The sequence below is a fragment of the Curtobacterium flaccumfaciens genome (assembly GCF_004361695.1).
GTDB classification, from domain to species: Bacteria; Actinomycetota; Actinomycetes; order Actinomycetales; family Microbacteriaceae; genus Curtobacterium; species Curtobacterium flaccumfaciens_B.
Genome location: NZ_SNVW01000003.1, coordinates 48,647 through 64,908, shown reverse-complemented (window position 1 = coordinate 64,908; position 16,262 = coordinate 48,647). Strand labels below are relative to the sequence as shown.

Genomic DNA, 16,262 nt, shown 5'->3' with positions numbered 1-16,262 from the left:
TGCGGCCGGGGCGTCCCGGGTGGACGCTGTGGAAACCGACGGTGAACGGCGCGGTGTGGAGGAGGGTCAGGGAGCGGCGTACTGCACGTCGATCGCGTGCTGCGCGAACCCGGACCGGCGGTAGAGCGCCAGCGCCGGCCCGTTGTCGCCCTCGACGTAGAGCGCCGCGGTGGCGAGGCCACGACCGGTCAACCGGGCCGTCCCCGCACGCATGAGCACCCCGCCGAGCCGCTGCCCCTGCAGGTCGGGTCGGACGGCCACGGCGTAGAACTCGCCGACGTCGCCCTCGACCTTGAGCCAGCACGACCCCGCCAGCGTGCCGGCCTCGTCGCGGAGCAGCAGCAGGTCGTCGCCGGAGAACCAGGCGTCGGCCTCGCGGGCGCGGAGGTCGTCGAGCGTCATCCGGCCCTGCTCCGGGTGGTGCGCGAACGCGGCGGCGTTGAGGGCGAGCCAGTCGGCCTCGTCCCCGGGGTCGCCCGCTCGGAACGACGACAGGGTGTACCCGGCCGGTACGCCGGGGTCGGGTGCGACGTCGGCGATCGGCGCGCGGAGCTGCAGCAGCGTGCGCACGGCGGTCCAGCCGAACCGCGCGGCGAGCGCCCGCGCCGCGGGGTGCTCCCCGTGCGCCCACGCGAGCCGGGGTGCCGACGCGAGCCCGGGCGCCGACGCGAGCCGGGGCGCCGACGTGAGCCCGGACTCGGAACCGGCCACGGGGGCGGCCCCGCCGTCCAGCCCGAGCACCTGCGCGACGAGGGCGGTGCCGAGACCCTGGCCCCGCGCCTCCAGGCCGACCGCCAGTTCCAGCTCGCCGTCGCGCACCACGGCGACCCCGCGCTCGTCCCCGACGACGGTGGCGCGTCCGGCGCGGACGTCGACCAGCGTCTGGTCCGAGAACGGCGGTGCCTCGCCCGGGACGGCGAAGCGCGACAGGTCGACGGCCACTACTGCGCCGAGAGCCGGTCGGCCTCGTCGTCGTAGACGTTGAAGCGGTACCCGACGTTGCGGACGGTGCCGATGAGGGACTCGAGGTCGCCGAGCTTGGCGCGGAGCCGTCGGACGTGCACGTCCACCGTGCGGGTGCCGCCGAAGTAGTCGTAGCCCCAGACCTCGCTGAGGAGCTGCTCGCGGGTGAACACCCGCGACGGGTGCGTGGCGAAGAAGCGGAGGAGCTCGAACTCCTTGAAGGTGAGGTCGAGCGGCCGACCGCGGACCTTCGCGGAGTAGCTCGCCTCGTCGATGACGACGCCGGAGGCCTGGATCTTCGACCCCGTCTGATTCTTCGACGCGCGGCCGGCGCTGAGGCGGATGCGGGCGTCGACCTCGGCGGGGCCGGCGCTCTCGAGCACCACGTCGTCGACGTTCCACTCGCTGTTCACGGCGGTGAGGCCGCCCTCGGTGACCACGAGGATGATCGGGGTCGTCGAGCCGCTCGTCGCGAGGATCTTGCACAGGGCCTTCGCGCTCGCGAGGTCGGTGCGGGCGTCCACGAACATGAGGTCGCTCTGCGGTGCGTTGACCAGCTGTGCGGCCTCGGCGGGGACGTGGCGGATCCGGTGGCTCAGCAGCCCGAGGCTCGGCAGGACGTCGCCGGGCGCGGCTGAGGTGAGTACCAGGAGCTGGGCCACAGGACCTCCAGGGCGTGGGGGAGTCGTGCACACATCCTAGTGATGCTCGGGAAGTACCTCTCCGACCGGACGGTCGGGACGGGGCCTCTGTCATGATGGAGCGCGTGACCGAGCCCGTGCCGCCCACCGATCAGCGTCGTCTCCGGCTGACGTCCGTGCTGCCGGTCTGGCTGCTCGCGGTCGTCGGCGCCGTGCTGGTCCTGACGCTCACGCAGAAGGACTCCTTCGCGTGGCTCCTGCTCGTCTACGTGCTCTGCGTGCTGGTCAGCTTCGTGCTGCAGCTCATCACGGCGACGAAGGACGGCCTGGTGGAGCGGATCAGCATCGCGTCGTCGGGGGCGTTCGTCGTCGTGCTCGTCACCGCGGTGGTGCTCCTGGCGCGGTGACGCGCCGCCACTCGCCTGGCGCCGTCAGGCGTGCCGCGTAGACTCGCACCATGGATTCGCTGCTTGCGCTCGAGCTCTTCTACGTCGGCCTCCTCGGCCTGGCGTCGCTCGCGATCGCGTTCGTCTCGGTGACCGTCGTCGTGAAGCTGTTCAAGGGTCAGCGTTGATCGAACTGCCCGAGGGTCTCGCCCCCGAACTCGTCCCGCTGTCGTGGCTCGTCGGTGTCTGGGAGGGCACGGGCGTGGTCGAGTACCCCGTCGGCGACGAAGAGGACCCCCGGAACTACGAGTTCGGCCAGCGCGTGAGCTTCAGCCACGACGGGCTGCCGTACCTCAACTACTCGTCCACGACGTGGCTGCTCGACGACGAGCGCACCCCGCTCGCGGCCGAGATGGGCTACTGGCGCATCGACCGTCCGGCCGAGCCCGGTGACCGCGGCCCGGCGATGCTCCTCGGCGAGGGACCGACGCCGTTCAGCACCGTCGAGAGCGTCGAGGCGCTCCGCAACAACAACGACGGCTTCGACGTCGAGGCGGCGATCATCCATCCGACGGGCGTCAACGAGCTCTACGTCGGGCGGGTCCGGAAGGGCCGCATCGACCTGGCGACGGACGCCGTGATGCGCTCGCCGAACGCGAAGGACTACTCGGCGGCGACTCGGCTGTACGGCTTGGTCGAGGGCAAGCTCTTCTGGGCGTGGGACATCGCCGCCCTCGGCCAGGAACTCACCTCGCACGCCTCGGGGCAGCTCGCGAAGGTCGACTGAGATGGCGTCCACGGCAGCGTTCGCGTCGCGGGCCGGCTTCGTCGCTGCGTCCGAAGCGACGGCCGCACCCGCCGCCCACTTCGGCAACCCGCTCGGCGAGCAACGTCTGCTCGCCCGCGGTCGCGCCGTCGTCGAGCTCGGCCTCGGCGTCGTGACGGTGTCCGGTCCGGACCGGCTGTCGTGGCTCAACTCGATCACGTCGCAGCTCCTGCTCGGCCTCGAACCCGGGGTCTCGACCGAGACCCTCGTGCTCGACCAGTCCGGCCGCGTCGAGCACGCCGCCCGCGTCGTGGACGACGGGTCGGTCGCATGGCTGCTCACCGAGGCCGCCGACGCGGCCCCGCTCGCCGCCTGGCTGTCGTCGATGCGCTTCATGCTCCGCGTCGAGGTGACGGACCGCTCCGCCGAGCTCGCGACCATCGGCTGGTTCGGGTCGTCCGCGCCCTTCGCCGCCGTGGAGCTGCCGGACACGCCGCTCGCCGAGTGGGTCGACCCGTGGTCGTCCGTCACGCCCGGTGGATGGGGCTACGCCGACCTGGAGGCGCACCCCGGCTCCGACTGGACCCTCCGCATCGCGGTGGTCACCCCCGGCACCGCGTCGGCGATCGCCGCGTCGGACGAACCCGCCGCGGGACTGCTGGCGTACGAGGCCCTGCGCATCGCCGCCTGGCGTCCGGCGCTGTCCGACGTCGACGAGCGCACGATCCCGCACGAGCTCGACTGGCTCCGCTCCGCCGTGCACCTGTCGAAGGGCTGCTACCGCGGGCAGGAGACCGTCGCGAAGGTCCACAACCTCGGGCACCCGCCGCGCCGGGTCGTGATGCTGCACCTCGACGGGTCCGACGCGGTGCTCCCGGCGCCCGGAACCCCGGTCGTGCTCGACGAGAAGGAGGTCGGTCGCCTCGCCGCCTCGGCCGTGCACCACGAGCTCGGGCCGATCGGGCTCGCGATCGTGAAGCGCTCCCTCGACCGCGCGGCGACGCTGACGCTCACCGCCGACGACGTGGTCGTGACCGCGACGCAGGAGACCATCGTCCCGCCCGAGGCCGGCGCGACCGCGAACGTGCCGCGCCTGCCGCGGCTCGGGGCGGTCAAGCGCGGCTGACCCGCCCTGCCGGCGGCGCCGACGGCCGGCGCCGACGGCCTGCGGCCGGCCGTTCGCACAACCGAAGTCACTCGGAACCGGACGAATCTGCGGTTCGGCGTGACTTCCGTTGTGCGACGGCACTTCGAACCGGGCCGCCGCGCGTGCCCACCGCCGCCGGTCAAGCCGGCTCGACGGCCGACCACGGGACGCTGAGCTCGCCGAGCCGCCAGCGCGTCACCCCGTGCAGCACCGGCCAGCCCCGGTCGCGCATGCCCTGGACCGCCGCGATCCACCGCTGCCGGGGCCCGTACGTGCCGAGCGGCGCAGCGACCGCCCACGCCAGGTCGAGGTCGCGCAGGAACGCGTGCACCCGCTCACCCGGGACGTTCCGGTGGATGAGCGCCTTCGGCAGCCGCTCCGCGACGATGCTCGGCACGTCGAGCCCGGCGAGCCGCAGCGACACCGTGAAGATCCGGGGAGCGAGCTCGTCGAGCGTCACCCACGACGCCACCCGGCCCACTTCGTTGCAGGTCCCCTCGACGAGCGCGCCGCCGGGCTGGAGCCGGTCCTGCATGATCCGCCACGACGCCGTCACCTCGGACTCGTCGTACTGCCGCAGGACGTTGAACGCCCGGATCACGACGGGCCGGCGGCCGCCCGGGGTCGGCGTCTCGAAGCCGCCGAGCCGGAACGTCACCCCGTCGCGCGTGCCGGCGTTCGCGAGTGCGACACGTGCTGGTTCGATCTCGATGCCGGTGACTTCGACGTCCGGACGGACCCGGGCCAGCCGGTCCCGGAGTTCGAGCGTCGTCGTCGGCCGCGCGCCGTAGCCGACGTCCGCGACGAGCGGGTCGGAGGTCCGCCGGAGGGCCGGCAGCGCGGCGATCCACCGGTCGACTCGGCGGAGCCGGTTGTACCCGGTCGTCCCGCGCGTCACGTTCCCGATGGGCATGCCGTCCAGCGTACGGGCCACGTGCCGCTCGGTAGGATCGGTGGCATGACCTCCACGCTCGTCCTGCTCCGTCACGGCAACAGTGACTGGAACCAGAAGAACCTGTTCACCGGTTGGGTCGACGTCCGACTCAGCGAGTTGGGCGAGAAGGAGGCGAAGCGCGCCGGCGAGCTCATCAGCGAGTCGGGCATCGTCCCGGACGTCCTGTACACCTCCCTGCTCACCCGTGCGATCCAGACGGCGGACATCGCCCTGCTCGAGGCGGACCTGGCCTGGCTGCCGGTGAAGCGCGACTGGCGCCTCAACGAGCGCCACTACGGCGCCCTGCAGGGCAAGGACAAGGCGCAGACGCTGGCGGAGTACGGCGAGCAGCAGTTCATGGAGTGGCGTCGTTCGTTCGACGTGCCGCCGCCCCCCATCGCCGACGACGCCGAGTGGTCGCAGGCCGGGGACCGCCGCTACGCCGAGCTCGGCGACCAGCTGCCGCGCACCGAGTCGCTCAAGCTCGTGATCGACCGTCTGCTGCCGTACTGGGAGTCGGACATCACGAAGGACCTCGGCGCGGGCAAGACCGTCCTCGTCACGGCGCACGGCAACTCGCTGCGGGCGCTGGTGAAGCACCTCGACGACATCTCGGACGACGACATCGCCGGCCTCAACATCCCGACGGGCATCCCGCTGGTGTACGAGCTCGACGACGAGTTCCGCCCGACGAAGCCCGCGTACTACCTCGACCCCGAGGCCGCCGCTGCCGGCGCCGCCGCGGTCGCCGCCCAGGGCGCGAAGAAGTAACCCAGCCACGCAGAACGCCCCGTCCGGTCTCCGGACGGGGCGTTCGTCGTCCGGCTGGGCGGGTTCGCGAGAGCGACAGTGTGCCGCGAACGTTCCGCCGACTCCTGTCGCGCTGCCGGGAGGAACGGATCACCGCATCGACGACGTGTCGCTTCGGCAGCGCGGTCGGCTCCTCGAGCCGCGGCTGGTCAGACGAAGTGCGACGCGATCTCCTGCACCAGGGCCCCGACGTCGTACGGCTTCGTCGTGTCGACCCGGACGACGGGGACGCCCGGTAGCGCGATCGGCTCGGCGACGGTGCCGTGCTCGTCCCAGAACGCCAGGACATCGGCGAGGTCGCCGTGCACCTCGTGCCGCGGCGGCACCGTGCCCGGGTCGTAGCGGTCCCGCAGCCGGTCCTCGGCGGTCGCCCGGTCGACGTGGCACCAGACCTCGACGGCGCGAGGCGACCCGGCGGAGGCGAGCCGCGCCTCCAGGAGGTCCCGATCACGCGACGGCAGCCAGACGGCGTCGAGGACGACCCCGTTCTCGACGGCCCCCGCCATCGACCACATCGTCTCCATCGCGATGGCGCCGAGCGGCCGCGAGGCGATCATCGGCCCGACGACGTCGGCGAGGGGCTCCTTGATGCGGTCCTTCGACAGGAAGGGGCAGCCGAGCACCTCGGCGAGGGCGGCCCCGATCGTGCTCTTGCCCGAACCGGGCATGCCGTTGACGATGATCGCGACCTGGGCCATGCCACGATCCTCGCAGACCGCAGCGGTGCCGCGCGCCGCGTGCCGCGTGCTCGCGCCGCGCCGCGCCATGCCCTGCCGCGTGCGCGCGCTCGCGCCGCGCACAACCAAAGTCTCCCCGAACCACGGCGAACCGCGGCGCGAGGAGACTTTGGTTGTGCGAACCCGACCGAGGCCGGGGGCGCGACCGAGGCCGCGGCCGGGGCCAGCCCGGGCGTCAGACCGCCGCGGTCGCGTTCGAGGCGCCGGTCCAGTCGCCCGTCGCCAGGTACTGCACCTTCTTCGCGATCGACACCGCGTGGTCCGCGAAGCGCTCGTGGTACCGCGAGGCGAGGGTCGCGTCGACCGTGTCGACCGGCGCACCCTTCCACGTCTCGCCGAGCACGAAGTCGAAGACGCTGGCGTGCAGCTCGTCCACGGCGTCGTCCTCGTCGCGGATCTCCTCGGCGAGCTGGATGTCCTCGGTGGCGAGCAGCCGCGTGAGCTTCTGCGCCATCGCGACGTCGTGGGCGCCCATCTGCTTGAAGGTGCCGCGGAGGCCCTTCGGCACGACCTTCTCGGGGAACCGCTGCCGGGCGAGCTGTGCGATGTGCTCGGCCATGTCGCCCATGCGCTCGAGCGAGGAGCTGACGCGCAGGGCGGTGACGACGACGCGGAGGTCGCGGGCCACCGGAGCCTGGCGCGCCAGGATGTCGATCGCGATCTCGTCGAGGCTGTTGGCGGCCTCGTCGATCTTGGCGTCGTCGGCGATCACCTCCTCGGCGAGCGCGACGTCGGAGTCGCTGAAGGCCTGGGTGGCACGGGTGATGGCGGACTCGACGAGCCCGGCGATCTCGGTCAGTCGCTCCTGGACGTCCTGGAGCTCCTGCTGGAAGACTTCGCGCATGGGGGAGTACCTCTCTCTGCGTACCGGTCGAGTGTCGTCAGCTCAGGTGAACGAACGGTGACGTGCGGCTGAACGCTTCGCGATCCGGAGCCGGAACCGCCGCGAACGGGGGTGAACGGCGCCCGAACCCCGTGTGACCACTCCTACACTGACGGCATGGACAACGCGTGGCTCGTGCCACTGTCGATGCTCCTCGGCGGGGTCTTCGGCGCGGGCGTCGTGGTGCTGATCATCACCGCCGAGCGCACGGCTCGTGCAGCCGACGTGGCGGAACGCACGCTGCCGGACGGCGTCGCCGCGGTCATCGCCACGATGCACAACCCGGCCGTGGTGGTCGACCCGTCGAACACGGTGGTCGCCGCGTCGCCGCAGGCACTGACGGTGGGACTGGTGGTGCGGCGGAAGCTCGTCCACCAGGAGCTCGCGGACCTGGTCGACCGGGTGCGGAAGAGCGGTGAGATGGGGTCGGAGGACCTCGAACTCCCGCGCGGCCGCCGGGGTGAGCTCATCGGCTACCTCAGCTTCCGTGCCGCGCAGCTCGGCAACCGGTACGTCCTCGTCACGGCGGACGACCTCACCGAGAGCCACCGCATCGACGAGGTCCGGCGTGACTTCGTGGCGAACATCTCGCACGAGCTGAAGACCCCGATCGGCGCCATCGGGCTGCTCTCGGAGACCCTCGTCGCGGCCGCCGACGAACCCCAGCACGTGCGGCGGTTCGCCGCGCAGCTCGTCACCGAGTCCGAACGACTGGCGGCCCTGACGAAGGACATCATCGAGCTCTCGCGGCTGCAGTCCGTCGACACGCTGGAGAACAGCGAGGAGACGTCGATCGACCGCATCGTGCAGGCCGCCGTGGACACGAACGAGATCGTCGCCCGTGCCCGGGACATCGAGCTCGTGCGGGCGAAGAAATCGAAGCTCCGGGTGATGGGCGACCCGGGCCTGCTGCAGATCGCGGTGTCGAACCTCATCGCGAACGCCGTGAAGTACTCGCCGGACCACACCCGCGTCGGCGTCGGCGTGCGGTCGTCGAAGGGCTTCGTCGAGATCGCGGTGACGGACCAGGGCGTCGGGATCCCCGAAGCCGACCTCGACCGCGTGTTCGAACGCTTCTACCGCGTCGACCCGGCACGCTCCCGCGCGACCGGCGGCACCGGCTTGGGTCTCGCGATCGTCAAGCACGTCGTGAGCAACCACGGCGGCGACGTCCGTGTCTGGTCGCAGCCGGGCAAGGGATCGACCTTCACCATCCGCCTGCCCGAGGCGGACCCCGAACTGACCACCGCACTCGAAGAGCAACTGGAAGAGCAGCAATCGTGACCAAGATCCTCATCGTCGACGACGAGCCGGCCCTGAGCGAGCCCCTGGAGTTCCTGCTGCAGCGCGAGGGGTATGACACCTCCGTCGCTGCGGACGGTGTGACCGCGCTGTCGAAGTTCGACGCGGAGAACCCCGACCTGGTGCTCCTCGACCTCATGCTGCCGGGGCTCTCCGGCACGGAGGTGTGCCGACAGATCCGCACCCGGTCGAACATCCCGATCATCATGCTCACGGCGAAGGACTCCGAGGTGGACATCGTCGTCGGGCTCGAGCTCGGTGCCGACGACTACGTCACGAAGCCGTACTCGACCCGGGAGCTCCTCGCCCGCATCCGTGCCGTGCTCCGGCGCCGCACCGAGGACGACCCGGCGGAGAGCGGCATCCTGCAGGTCGGCGGGATCCGGATGGACGTCGAGCGGCACACCGTGGCGGTGGACGGCTCCGAGACGCCGATGCCGCTCAAGGAGTTCGAGCTGCTCGAGCTGCTGCTCCGGAACGCCGGCCGGGTGCTCACCCGCGGGCAGCTCATCGACCGGGTCTGGGGCTCGGACTACTTCGGCGACACGAAGACCCTCGACGTGCACATCAAGCGCATCCGCTCGAAGATCGAACGCGTGCCGAGCGCGCCGGAGATCCTGGTCACCGTGCGCGGGCTCGGGTACCGCATCGAGGGCTGACGCCCGTCGGTCGCGCAACGCCTGGAGGCGCGGGGGGGGGGGCCCGGGCCCCGCCCCCCCCCCCCCCCCGGGGGGGGGGGGGGGGGGGGGGTTGGGGGGGGGGGGGGGGGGGCCCCGCGGGGGGGGGCCGCACACGGGGGGGGGGGGGTTCGGCGCCCCCCCCCCCCCCCTGGCAGTCGGGGGGGCCCCCCGGGGGGGGGGGGGGCCCCCCGGCCCCCCCCCCCGCGGGCGGGGGGGGGGGGGCCCCGCGGCCCCCCCGCCTCCAGTCCGTCAGGTGGTCGCGACTAGCGACCCAGGAACTTCTGGAGCGACGCCAGCTCTTCCTCGGTGGGGGCCTTGCCGCCCTTCGCACCGCCGCCGAGTCCGAGACCCGAGCCCTGCGGGGCCTGCTGCGGCGCCGCCGCGGCGCCGGCCGCCAGGGCCGCACGCTTCGCGGGGTTGCCCACCTTCGACTTCTTCTTGCCGCCGGACTGCTGCTGCTTCTTGCCGCCGTGCATGCCCGGGATCGGACCCATGCCCGGCATCTGCGGCACGCCACCACGGGCGACGGTCTTCATCATCTTCGCCGCCTGCTCGAACCGGTTCACGAGGGCGTTCACCTCGGTCACGGTCGACCCGGCACCCTTGGCGATGCGGAGGCGGCGGGAGCCGTTCAGGAGCTTCGGCAGCTCGCGCTCCTGCGGCGTCATCGACTGGATGATCGCCTCGGTGCGGACGATCTCACGCTCGTCGAAGTTGTCGAGCGCCTCGCGCATGCCCTTGGCACCCGGGAGCATGCCGAGCATGCCCTTGATCGAGCCGGCCTTGCGGAGCTGCTGCATCTGCTGCAGGAAGTCGTTCAGGGTGAAGTTGTCGGTCGCGATCTTGTCCGCGACCTTGCGGGCCTCTTCCTCGTCGAAGGCGCCCTGCGCCTGCTCGATGAGGGACAGGATGTCGCCGAGGTCGAGGATGCGGCTCGCCATGCGGTCCGGGTGGAACGGCTCGAAGTCGTCGAGGCCCTCACCGGTGGACGCGAACATGATCGGACGGCCGGTGACGCTGGCGACCGACAGGGCCGCACCACCACGGGCGTCGCCGTCGAGCTTCGACAGGACGACGCCGGTGAAGTCGACGCCTTCCTGGAAGGCACGCGCGGTGGTGACGGCGTCCTGACCGATCATCGCGTCGATGACGAACAGGACCTCGTCCGGGTCGACGGCCTTGCGGATGTTCGCCGCCTGCTTCATGAGCTCGGCGTCGACACCGAGTCGACCGGCGGTGTCCACGATGACGGTGTCGTACTGCTGGTCGACCGCGGCCTTGATCGCGTTCTTCGCGACCTTCACGGGGTCGCCGACGCCGTTGCCGGGCTCCGGAGCGAAGACGTGCACGCCGGCCTGCTCGCCGACGACCTGCAGCTGCTGCACGGCGTTCGGACGCTGGAGGTCCGCCGCGACGAGCATCGGGGTGTGGCCGTCCTTCTTGAGCCACTTGCCGAGCTTGCCCGCGAGGGTCGTCTTACCGGCACCCTGCAGACCCGCGAGCATGATGACCGTCGGCGGCCGCTTCGCGAACTCGAGGCGTCGCTGCTGGCCACCGAGGATGCCGACGAGTTCCTCGTTGACGATCTGGACGACCTGCTGCGCCGGGTTGAGCGCGCGGTTGACCTCGTCGGAGAGGGCACGCTCGCGGACGGCTGCGGTGAACGCCTTGACGACCTCGAGCGCGACGTCGGCGTCGAGGAGCGCCCGCCGGATCTCGCGGACGGTGCCGTCGACGTCGGACGGAGTCAGCCGACCCTTGCTCCGCAGGTTGCGGAAGGTCTCGGTCAGCCGATCGGAGAGTGAACCGAATTGCGCCATGATCCGTCGATTCTACAAGGCTCGCCCCGGACGCCGACGCCCGTTCACCGCAGGAGGACGCCCTCGGCGAGTTCGACGGTGTCGCCGAGCCCGATGTCGATGACGATCGGCGCGGTCGACGGGCTGCGGTCGAGCGTCGGGAACCACTTGCGGGTCGGGGACACCAGGACGAGCAGGCCGTGCAGGTCGCCGACGGGGGCGAAGTCCGCACTGGGGGCGTTGGCGTACGGGGCGAGGCCGTGCCGCCCGAGCTCCTCGACGGCACCGAGCACGTCCGGGACCGCGATGCCCACCTCGCTCACCGAGACGAGGAACGGCGGGCCGTCCGGGCGCGTGTCGCCCGCGCCGCCCGCGCCCGCGCCGCCCGTGTCGAGGTCGCGCCGCTCGATGAGCTCGAGGAGCTGCCGGTCGGGCCCCTCGAAGTACACCGAGCGCGAGTTCCAGTTCGGCGGCCCCTCGAACTCGTCGGCGTCGTCGGTGCCGAGCAGCGTCGCCACGCCGGCGATCCGTTCCTTCGCGGCGACGAACGACCCCGTCGGGATCGTGAACGCGAGGTGGTGTGCCCCGGTCATGCCCTCGAGCGGGCGGAACACGAGCTGCGTCGACCCCACCGTCACGCGGACCGCGTCGCCGTCCCGTCCGACCGGGCAGCCGAGCCGAGCGTAGAAATGCGCCGTCTCGTCGACCGAGCGCGTCGTGAGCTGTACCTGCCGGATCTCCATGCCACCATCCGACCCGGTCAACCACGGTTGAGGTCAAGCGTTCCGTCCCATCACACACGGAATGGGAGGCGGTTCCGCGCGTGGGAGGCCGAACCTTCCTGCTTCCTTCGCGCGATTCGTCCTCCTTCGCGCGGATCAGCCCACCACGCGCGGAACGGCCCCGCACCCGTTGTTGGACGGCGTCCAGAAACTGTCGTAGCCTGGCGCGCATGCCGGAACTCGAGATCGTCCGACGCACGGGGCTCCTCGACCACGCCGAGGGACTCGCACTGCAGCGGGACCTCCACGCCGCCGTCGTCGCCGGGCGCTCCCCCGGCGCACTCGTCCTCTGCGAGCACCCCTGCGTGTACACGGCGGGCCGCCGCACCGAGCCGTCCGACCTGCCGACGGACGGCTCCCCCGTGGTCGACGTCGACCGCGGAGGCCGCATCACCTGGCACGGCCCGGGACAGCTCGTCGCCTACCCGATCGTCCGGCTCGCCGAGCCCCTCGACGTGGTCGCGTGGGTGCGGGACCTCGAGCAGGTGATCATCGACACCGCGGCGGCCGTCGGGGTGCACGCCGAGCGGGTCGAGGGCCGGAGCGGCGCCTGGGTACGCGGAAGCGACGGCACCCCGGACGCCAAGGTCGGCGCGATCGGACTGCACGTGGCCGAGGGCGTCACGAGCCACGGCATCGCCATCAACTGCGACAACGCCCTCGACGCGTACGCCGCGATCGTGCCGTGCGGCATCGCCGACGCCGGCGTCACGACGCTCACCGCATCCGCCGGCCGACACGTCGGCACGGACGACCTCGTGCCGCTCGTGGCACGCCGCGTCCAAGAGGCCGTCGACGGCATGCACACCGGCCGCCGCATCAGCAGCACGCGCACCGCACGACAGGAGACCCTCGTATGACCCTCGCCCCCGACGGCCGGCGGATGCTCCGCGTCGAGGCCCGCAACGCCGAGACGCCGATCGAGACGAAGCCCGCGTGGATCAAGACCCGCGCCACGCAGGGCCCGGAGTTCCGCGAGCTCTCCGGCCTCGTCCGCGACCAGCAGCTGCACACGGTCTGCCAGGAGGCCGGCTGCCCGAACATCTTCGAGTGCTGGGAGGACCGCGAGGCCACCTTCCTCATCGGCGGATCCCAGTGCACCCGGCGCTGCGACTTCTGCCAGATCGACACCGGCAAGCCGGAGCCGCTCGACCGCGACGAACCACGCCGGGTCGCGGACTCGGTCGCGTCGATGGGCCTCAAGTACGCCACGGTCACCGGCGTCGCGCGCGACGACCTGCCGGACGGCGGCGCGTGGCTCTACGCCGAGACCATCCGCCAGATCCACGAGCACTCCCCCGGCACCGGCGTCGAGATCCTGGTGCCCGACTTCAACGGCCGCCCGGACCAGCTCGGCCAGGTGTTCGACGCGCGCCCCGAGGTCTTCGCCCACAACGTCGAGACGGTCCCGCGCATCTTCAAGCGGATCCGACCGGCGTTCACCTTCGAGCGTTCGCTCGACGTCATCACGCAGGGGCGGGACGCCGGGCTCGTCACGAAGTCGAACCTCATCCTCGGGATGGGCGAGGAGCGCGCCGAGATCGAGGACGCCCTGCAGCGCCTGCACGACGCCGGGACGGACGTCATCACGCTCACGCAGTACCTCCGCCCCTCGCCGCGCCACCTGCCGGTCGCCCGCTGGGTGCGCCCCGAGGAGTTCGTCGAGCTGCGCGAGGTCGCCGAGCGGATGGGGTTCGCCGGGGTCCTCGCCGGTCCGCTCGTGCGCTCCTCGTACCGCGCGGGACGCCTGTGGGCACGCGCCACGGTCGCACGCGGTGGGACGGTACCGGAGCACCTGTCGCACCTGTTGGCCGCCCCCGCGGGTCGGCAGGCGGTCTAGGACGCGACCACGGACAGACGGGAGGCACGGTGCCAGCTGGCACCGTGCCTCCCGTCCGTTGCTGCCCCTGTTCAGGGCGCCTGGTCGCTACGCGCGACCGCGGATGCTCCGGAGGAGCCAGCCGATGACCGCCAGCAGGATGAGCACGATGCCCACCCAGAGCAGGAACTTCAGGGCACCGACGAAGATGCCGCTGAAGAGCAGGACGAGGCCGACGATGATCGCGATGATCAGCAGTGCGGGCATGAGGGTCTCCAATCCCTGGAACGAGACCGAGCGGGTGCCCGGGCCGAAGGGGACACTACTCGCGCGGGGCGGACCGCGTTCGCCCCGGCGGGGACGGATTCAGCCGACGAGGTTCTGGACGAACACGTGCGGGGTGAACCCGGTGAGGTCGTTGATGCCCTCGCCCTGCCCGATGAGCTTGATCGGGATGCCCGTCTTCTCCTGCACGCTGAGCACGAACCCGGCCTTCGCGGAGCCGTCGAGCTTCGTGATGACGAGTCCGGTGACACCGGCACCCTCGATGAACGCCTGCGCCTGAGCGAGCCCGTTCTGCCCGGTGGTGGCGTCGAGGACCAGGAGGACCTCGGAGATCTCGGTCTGCTTCTCGACGACGCGCTTGATCTTCGTCAGCTCGTCCATCAGGCCGGCCTTGGTGTGGAGGCGGCCGGCGGTGTCGATGACGACGATCTCGGTGTTGTCGCGGATGGCCTTCTCGACCGTCTGGTAGGCCACCGACGCCGGGTCCTGCCCGGGCTGCGACGGCCGCACGACGTCGACGCCGGCACGCTCGGCCCACGTCGCGACCTGTTCGACGGCGGCCGCGCGGAACGTGTCCGCCGCGCCCACGAGCACCGTGCGGTCGTAGGTCTTGAGGAACTTCGCGAACTTGCCGATCGTGGTGGTCTTGCCGACGCCGTTCACCCCGACGACCAGCACGACCGCAGGCCGCGCGCTGAGCTTGAGCGTGGTGTCGAGCTTCGAGAGCCGCTCCTCGAGCACCTCGCGCAGCATGCGCTGCAGGTCCGCGGGGTCGGTCGTGCCGTAGCGGTCGACGCGTGCGTGCAGGTCCTCGATGATCTCGTCCGCGATGTCGGGGCCGAAATCCGCACCGATGAGCGCGGTCTCGAGCTCGTCCCACGTCGTCTCGTCGATCGTCTTGCGCTGGAACAGCCCGCGCAACCGGGAAGACAGTGACCAGGAACTCGCCATGCTCCCAGCTTAGAGCGCGGCGCACGTCCGCTGTGCCCGGTATGCTCGGGACCACGAAGGGGAGTATTCCTCCTCGGTGTCCCCGTCAGTACGGTCCGGAACGATCCGGACCCGGGGCGCCGGTCGTGACCGGGACATCGTGCCGGAGACGACGGAAGAGACCTTCAGGCCTCGGCGTACCCGCGTGTTCACGACGACACGCACCCGGTCACGCCCTCACCTGAAGGAACCCCGTTGGACGTCCCACTCCTCGTCTGGTTGATCACCATCGCCGGCATCCTCGCGCTGCTGGTGTTCGACTTCTTCTCGCACGTGCGCACCCCGCACGTGCCCCACATCCGCGAGTCCGCGTTCTGGTCCGTCGTCTACATCGCGCTCGCGATCGTGTTCGGCATCGGCATCTGGGTCTTCGGCGGCGGCCAGGCCGGCGGTGAGTACTTCGCCGGGTGGCTCACCGAGAAGGCGCTGTCGGTCGACAACCTCTTCGTCTTCCTCATCATCATGTCGAGCTTCGCGGTGCCGAAGGAGTTCCAGCAGAAGGTGCTGCTCGTCGGCGTCGCGATCGCCCTGGTGGCCCGTGGCGTGTTCATCGCCCTCGGCGTGACGATCATCGAGAACTACTCGTGGGTCTTCTACTTGTTCGGCGCGCTGCTGTTCTGGCTCGCCTGGTCGCAGGCCCGCGGTGGCAACGAGCACTCCGCCGAAGAAGGCGACTCCCGCCTCATCCGCATCCTGCGCCGCGTCATCCCGACGTCGAAGGACTACGACGGCGACCGTCTCACCACGAAGGTCGACGGCAAGCGCCTCTTCACGCCGATGCTCCTCGTCATGGTCGCGATCGGTCTGACCGACGTGCTCTTCGCACTCGACTCGATCCCGGCGATCTTCGGCCTCACGCAGGACGCCTTCATCGTGTTCACCGCGAACGCGTTCTCGCTCCTCGGCCTCCGCCAGCTGTACTTCCTCATCGCGGGGCTGCTCGAGCGGCTCATCTACCTCGGTCAGGGCCTGGCGGTCATCCTCGGCTTCATCGGTGTGAAGCTCGTCTTCCACGCCATGCACGTCAACGAGCTGCCGTTCATCAACGGCGGCGAGCACATCGAGTGGGCGCCGGAGATCCCGATCTGGTTCTCGCTCGGCTTCATCATGCTGACGATCGCCGTCGCGACGGTCGCGTCGCTGGTGGTCTCGAAGAAGCGCCAGGAGCGCGGGCTCACCCCGACGGGCTCGCAGCGCACGGTCGAGGCCGACGCGAAGTAGGCGTCGAAGCGACACATCCCGCCAGCGACACCACGTCCCGGTCACGAAAGCGACAGTTCACCGCGGAAGTCTCGCGGCGAACTGTCGCTTTCGCGTGGCCGCCGCGAACTGTCGCTT

General features: G+C 71.3%; 18 protein-coding genes. 9 read left to right on the top strand and 9 right to left on the bottom strand.

Annotation, left to right across the window (positions count from 1 at the left end; all coding sequences use genetic code 11):
* Positions 1–66: 66 nt before the first annotated feature.
* Together mshD and EDF64_RS05150 are read right to left on the bottom strand one after the other, a co-directional pair.
* Complete coding sequence (gene mshD / locus EDF64_RS05155) at positions 67–942, bottom strand: mycothiol synthase (protein WP_133519006.1); 876 nt, start codon at positions 940–942, stop codon at positions 67–69.
* Entirely contained in the window at positions 942–1,625 is a 684-nt protein-coding gene (locus EDF64_RS05150) for a response regulator transcription factor (RefSeq protein ID WP_133519005.1), read from the bottom strand. Before EDF64_RS05150 ends, mshD begins: the two co-directional genes overlap by 1 nt.
* A gap of 104 nt (positions 1,626–1,729) precedes the next feature.
* On the opposite strand from EDF64_RS05150, the gene EDF64_RS05145 reads away from it, so the two are divergent.
* The 3 genes from EDF64_RS05145 (at position 1,730) to EDF64_RS05135 (ending at position 3,882) form a co-directional block, all read left to right on the top strand.
* Positions 1,730–2,011, top strand: a complete 282-nt coding sequence (locus EDF64_RS05145) for a hypothetical protein (protein ID WP_133519004.1) — start codon at positions 1,730–1,732, stop codon at positions 2,009–2,011.
* Between the two features lie 163 nt (positions 2,012–2,174).
* Entirely contained in the window at positions 2,175–2,777 is a 603-nt protein-coding gene (locus tag EDF64_RS05140) for an FABP family protein (RefSeq protein ID WP_133519003.1), read from the top strand.
* A gap of 1 nt (position 2,778) precedes the next feature.
* The gene (locus EDF64_RS05135) at positions 2,779–3,882 is read left to right on the top strand and encodes a YgfZ/GcvT domain-containing protein (protein ID WP_133519002.1); all 1,104 of its coding nucleotides are present in this window, start codon (positions 2,779–2,781) and stop codon (positions 3,880–3,882) included.
* Between the two features lie 160 nt (positions 3,883–4,042).
* On the opposite strand, the gene EDF64_RS05130 is transcribed toward EDF64_RS05135, so the two are convergent.
* On the bottom strand, positions 4,043–4,816 hold the full coding sequence (locus EDF64_RS05130; RefSeq protein ID WP_133519001.1) for a class I SAM-dependent methyltransferase: 774 nt from the start codon (positions 4,814–4,816) through the stop codon (positions 4,043–4,045).
* Between the two features lie 45 nt (positions 4,817–4,861).
* Between EDF64_RS05130 and EDF64_RS05125 the strand changes: the two genes are divergently transcribed.
* Positions 4,862–5,608, top strand: coding sequence for a phosphoglyceromutase (locus tag EDF64_RS05125; protein WP_133519000.1), 747 nt, complete (start codon positions 4,862–4,864; stop codon positions 5,606–5,608).
* A 188-nt stretch (positions 5,609–5,796) separates the two neighbouring features.
* On the opposite strand, the gene EDF64_RS05120 is transcribed toward EDF64_RS05125, so the two are convergent.
* Both EDF64_RS05120 and phoU read right to left on the bottom strand, forming a co-directional pair.
* Positions 5,797–6,345, bottom strand: coding sequence for an AAA family ATPase (locus EDF64_RS05120; protein WP_166645611.1), 549 nt, complete (start codon positions 6,343–6,345; stop codon positions 5,797–5,799).
* Between the two features lie 214 nt (positions 6,346–6,559).
* Positions 6,560–7,228, bottom strand: a complete 669-nt coding sequence (gene phoU / locus EDF64_RS05115) for a phosphate signaling complex protein PhoU (RefSeq protein WP_133518998.1) — start codon at positions 7,226–7,228, stop codon at positions 6,560–6,562.
* Between the two features lie 156 nt (positions 7,229–7,384).
* Between phoU and EDF64_RS05110 the strand changes: the two genes are divergently transcribed.
* Both EDF64_RS05110 and EDF64_RS05105 read left to right on the top strand, forming a co-directional pair.
* Complete coding sequence (locus EDF64_RS05110; protein WP_071292192.1) at positions 7,385–8,551, top strand: sensor histidine kinase; 1,167 nt, start codon at positions 7,385–7,387, stop codon at positions 8,549–8,551.
* Entirely contained in the window at positions 8,548–9,228 is a 681-nt protein-coding gene (locus EDF64_RS05105) for a response regulator transcription factor (RefSeq protein WP_071292193.1), read from the top strand. The genes EDF64_RS05110 and EDF64_RS05105 overlap by 4 nt, the downstream gene beginning before the upstream one ends.
* Positions 9,229–9,512: 284 nt before the next feature.
* Here the strand turns inward: EDF64_RS05105 and ffh are convergent, their stop codons facing one another.
* Together ffh and EDF64_RS05090 are read right to left on the bottom strand one after the other, a co-directional pair.
* Positions 9,513–11,069, bottom strand: a complete 1,557-nt coding sequence (gene ffh, locus EDF64_RS05095; RefSeq protein WP_133518997.1) for a signal recognition particle protein — start codon at positions 11,067–11,069, stop codon at positions 9,513–9,515.
* 44 nt (positions 11,070–11,113) lie between these two features.
* Positions 11,114–11,791, bottom strand: a complete 678-nt coding sequence (locus EDF64_RS05090) for a VOC family protein (protein ID WP_133518996.1) — start codon at positions 11,789–11,791, stop codon at positions 11,114–11,116.
* A 209-nt stretch (positions 11,792–12,000) separates the two neighbouring features.
* Here EDF64_RS05090 and lipB point away from each other — a divergent pair, with 209 nt between their 5' ends.
* Together lipB and lipA are read left to right on the top strand one after the other, a co-directional pair.
* The gene (gene lipB, locus EDF64_RS05085) at positions 12,001–12,690 is read left to right on the top strand and encodes a lipoyl(octanoyl) transferase LipB (RefSeq protein WP_133518995.1); all 690 of its coding nucleotides are present in this window, start codon (positions 12,001–12,003) and stop codon (positions 12,688–12,690) included.
* Positions 12,687–13,670: a lipoyl synthase gene (gene lipA / locus EDF64_RS05080; protein WP_208108840.1), complete on the top strand. Its 984-nt coding sequence runs from the start codon at positions 12,687–12,689 to the stop codon at positions 13,668–13,670. The genes lipB and lipA overlap by 4 nt, the downstream gene beginning before the upstream one ends.
* An 87-nt stretch (positions 13,671–13,757) precedes the next feature.
* On the opposite strand, the gene EDF64_RS18100 is transcribed toward lipA, so the two are convergent.
* Together EDF64_RS18100 and ftsY are read right to left on the bottom strand one after the other, a co-directional pair.
* Complete coding sequence (locus EDF64_RS18100; protein WP_137767577.1) at positions 13,758–13,916, bottom strand: DUF4175 domain-containing protein; 159 nt, start codon at positions 13,914–13,916, stop codon at positions 13,758–13,760.
* A gap of 99 nt (positions 13,917–14,015) precedes the next feature.
* The gene (gene ftsY, locus EDF64_RS05075; protein WP_133518994.1) at positions 14,016–14,885 is read right to left on the bottom strand and encodes a signal recognition particle-docking protein FtsY; all 870 of its coding nucleotides are present in this window, start codon (positions 14,883–14,885) and stop codon (positions 14,016–14,018) included.
* Between the two features lie 234 nt (positions 14,886–15,119).
* Here ftsY and EDF64_RS05070 point away from each other — a divergent pair, with 234 nt between their 5' ends.
* Entirely contained in the window at positions 15,120–16,145 is a 1,026-nt protein-coding gene (locus EDF64_RS05070; protein ID WP_133518993.1) for a TerC family protein, read from the top strand.
* Positions 16,146–16,262: the final 117 nt, after the last annotated feature.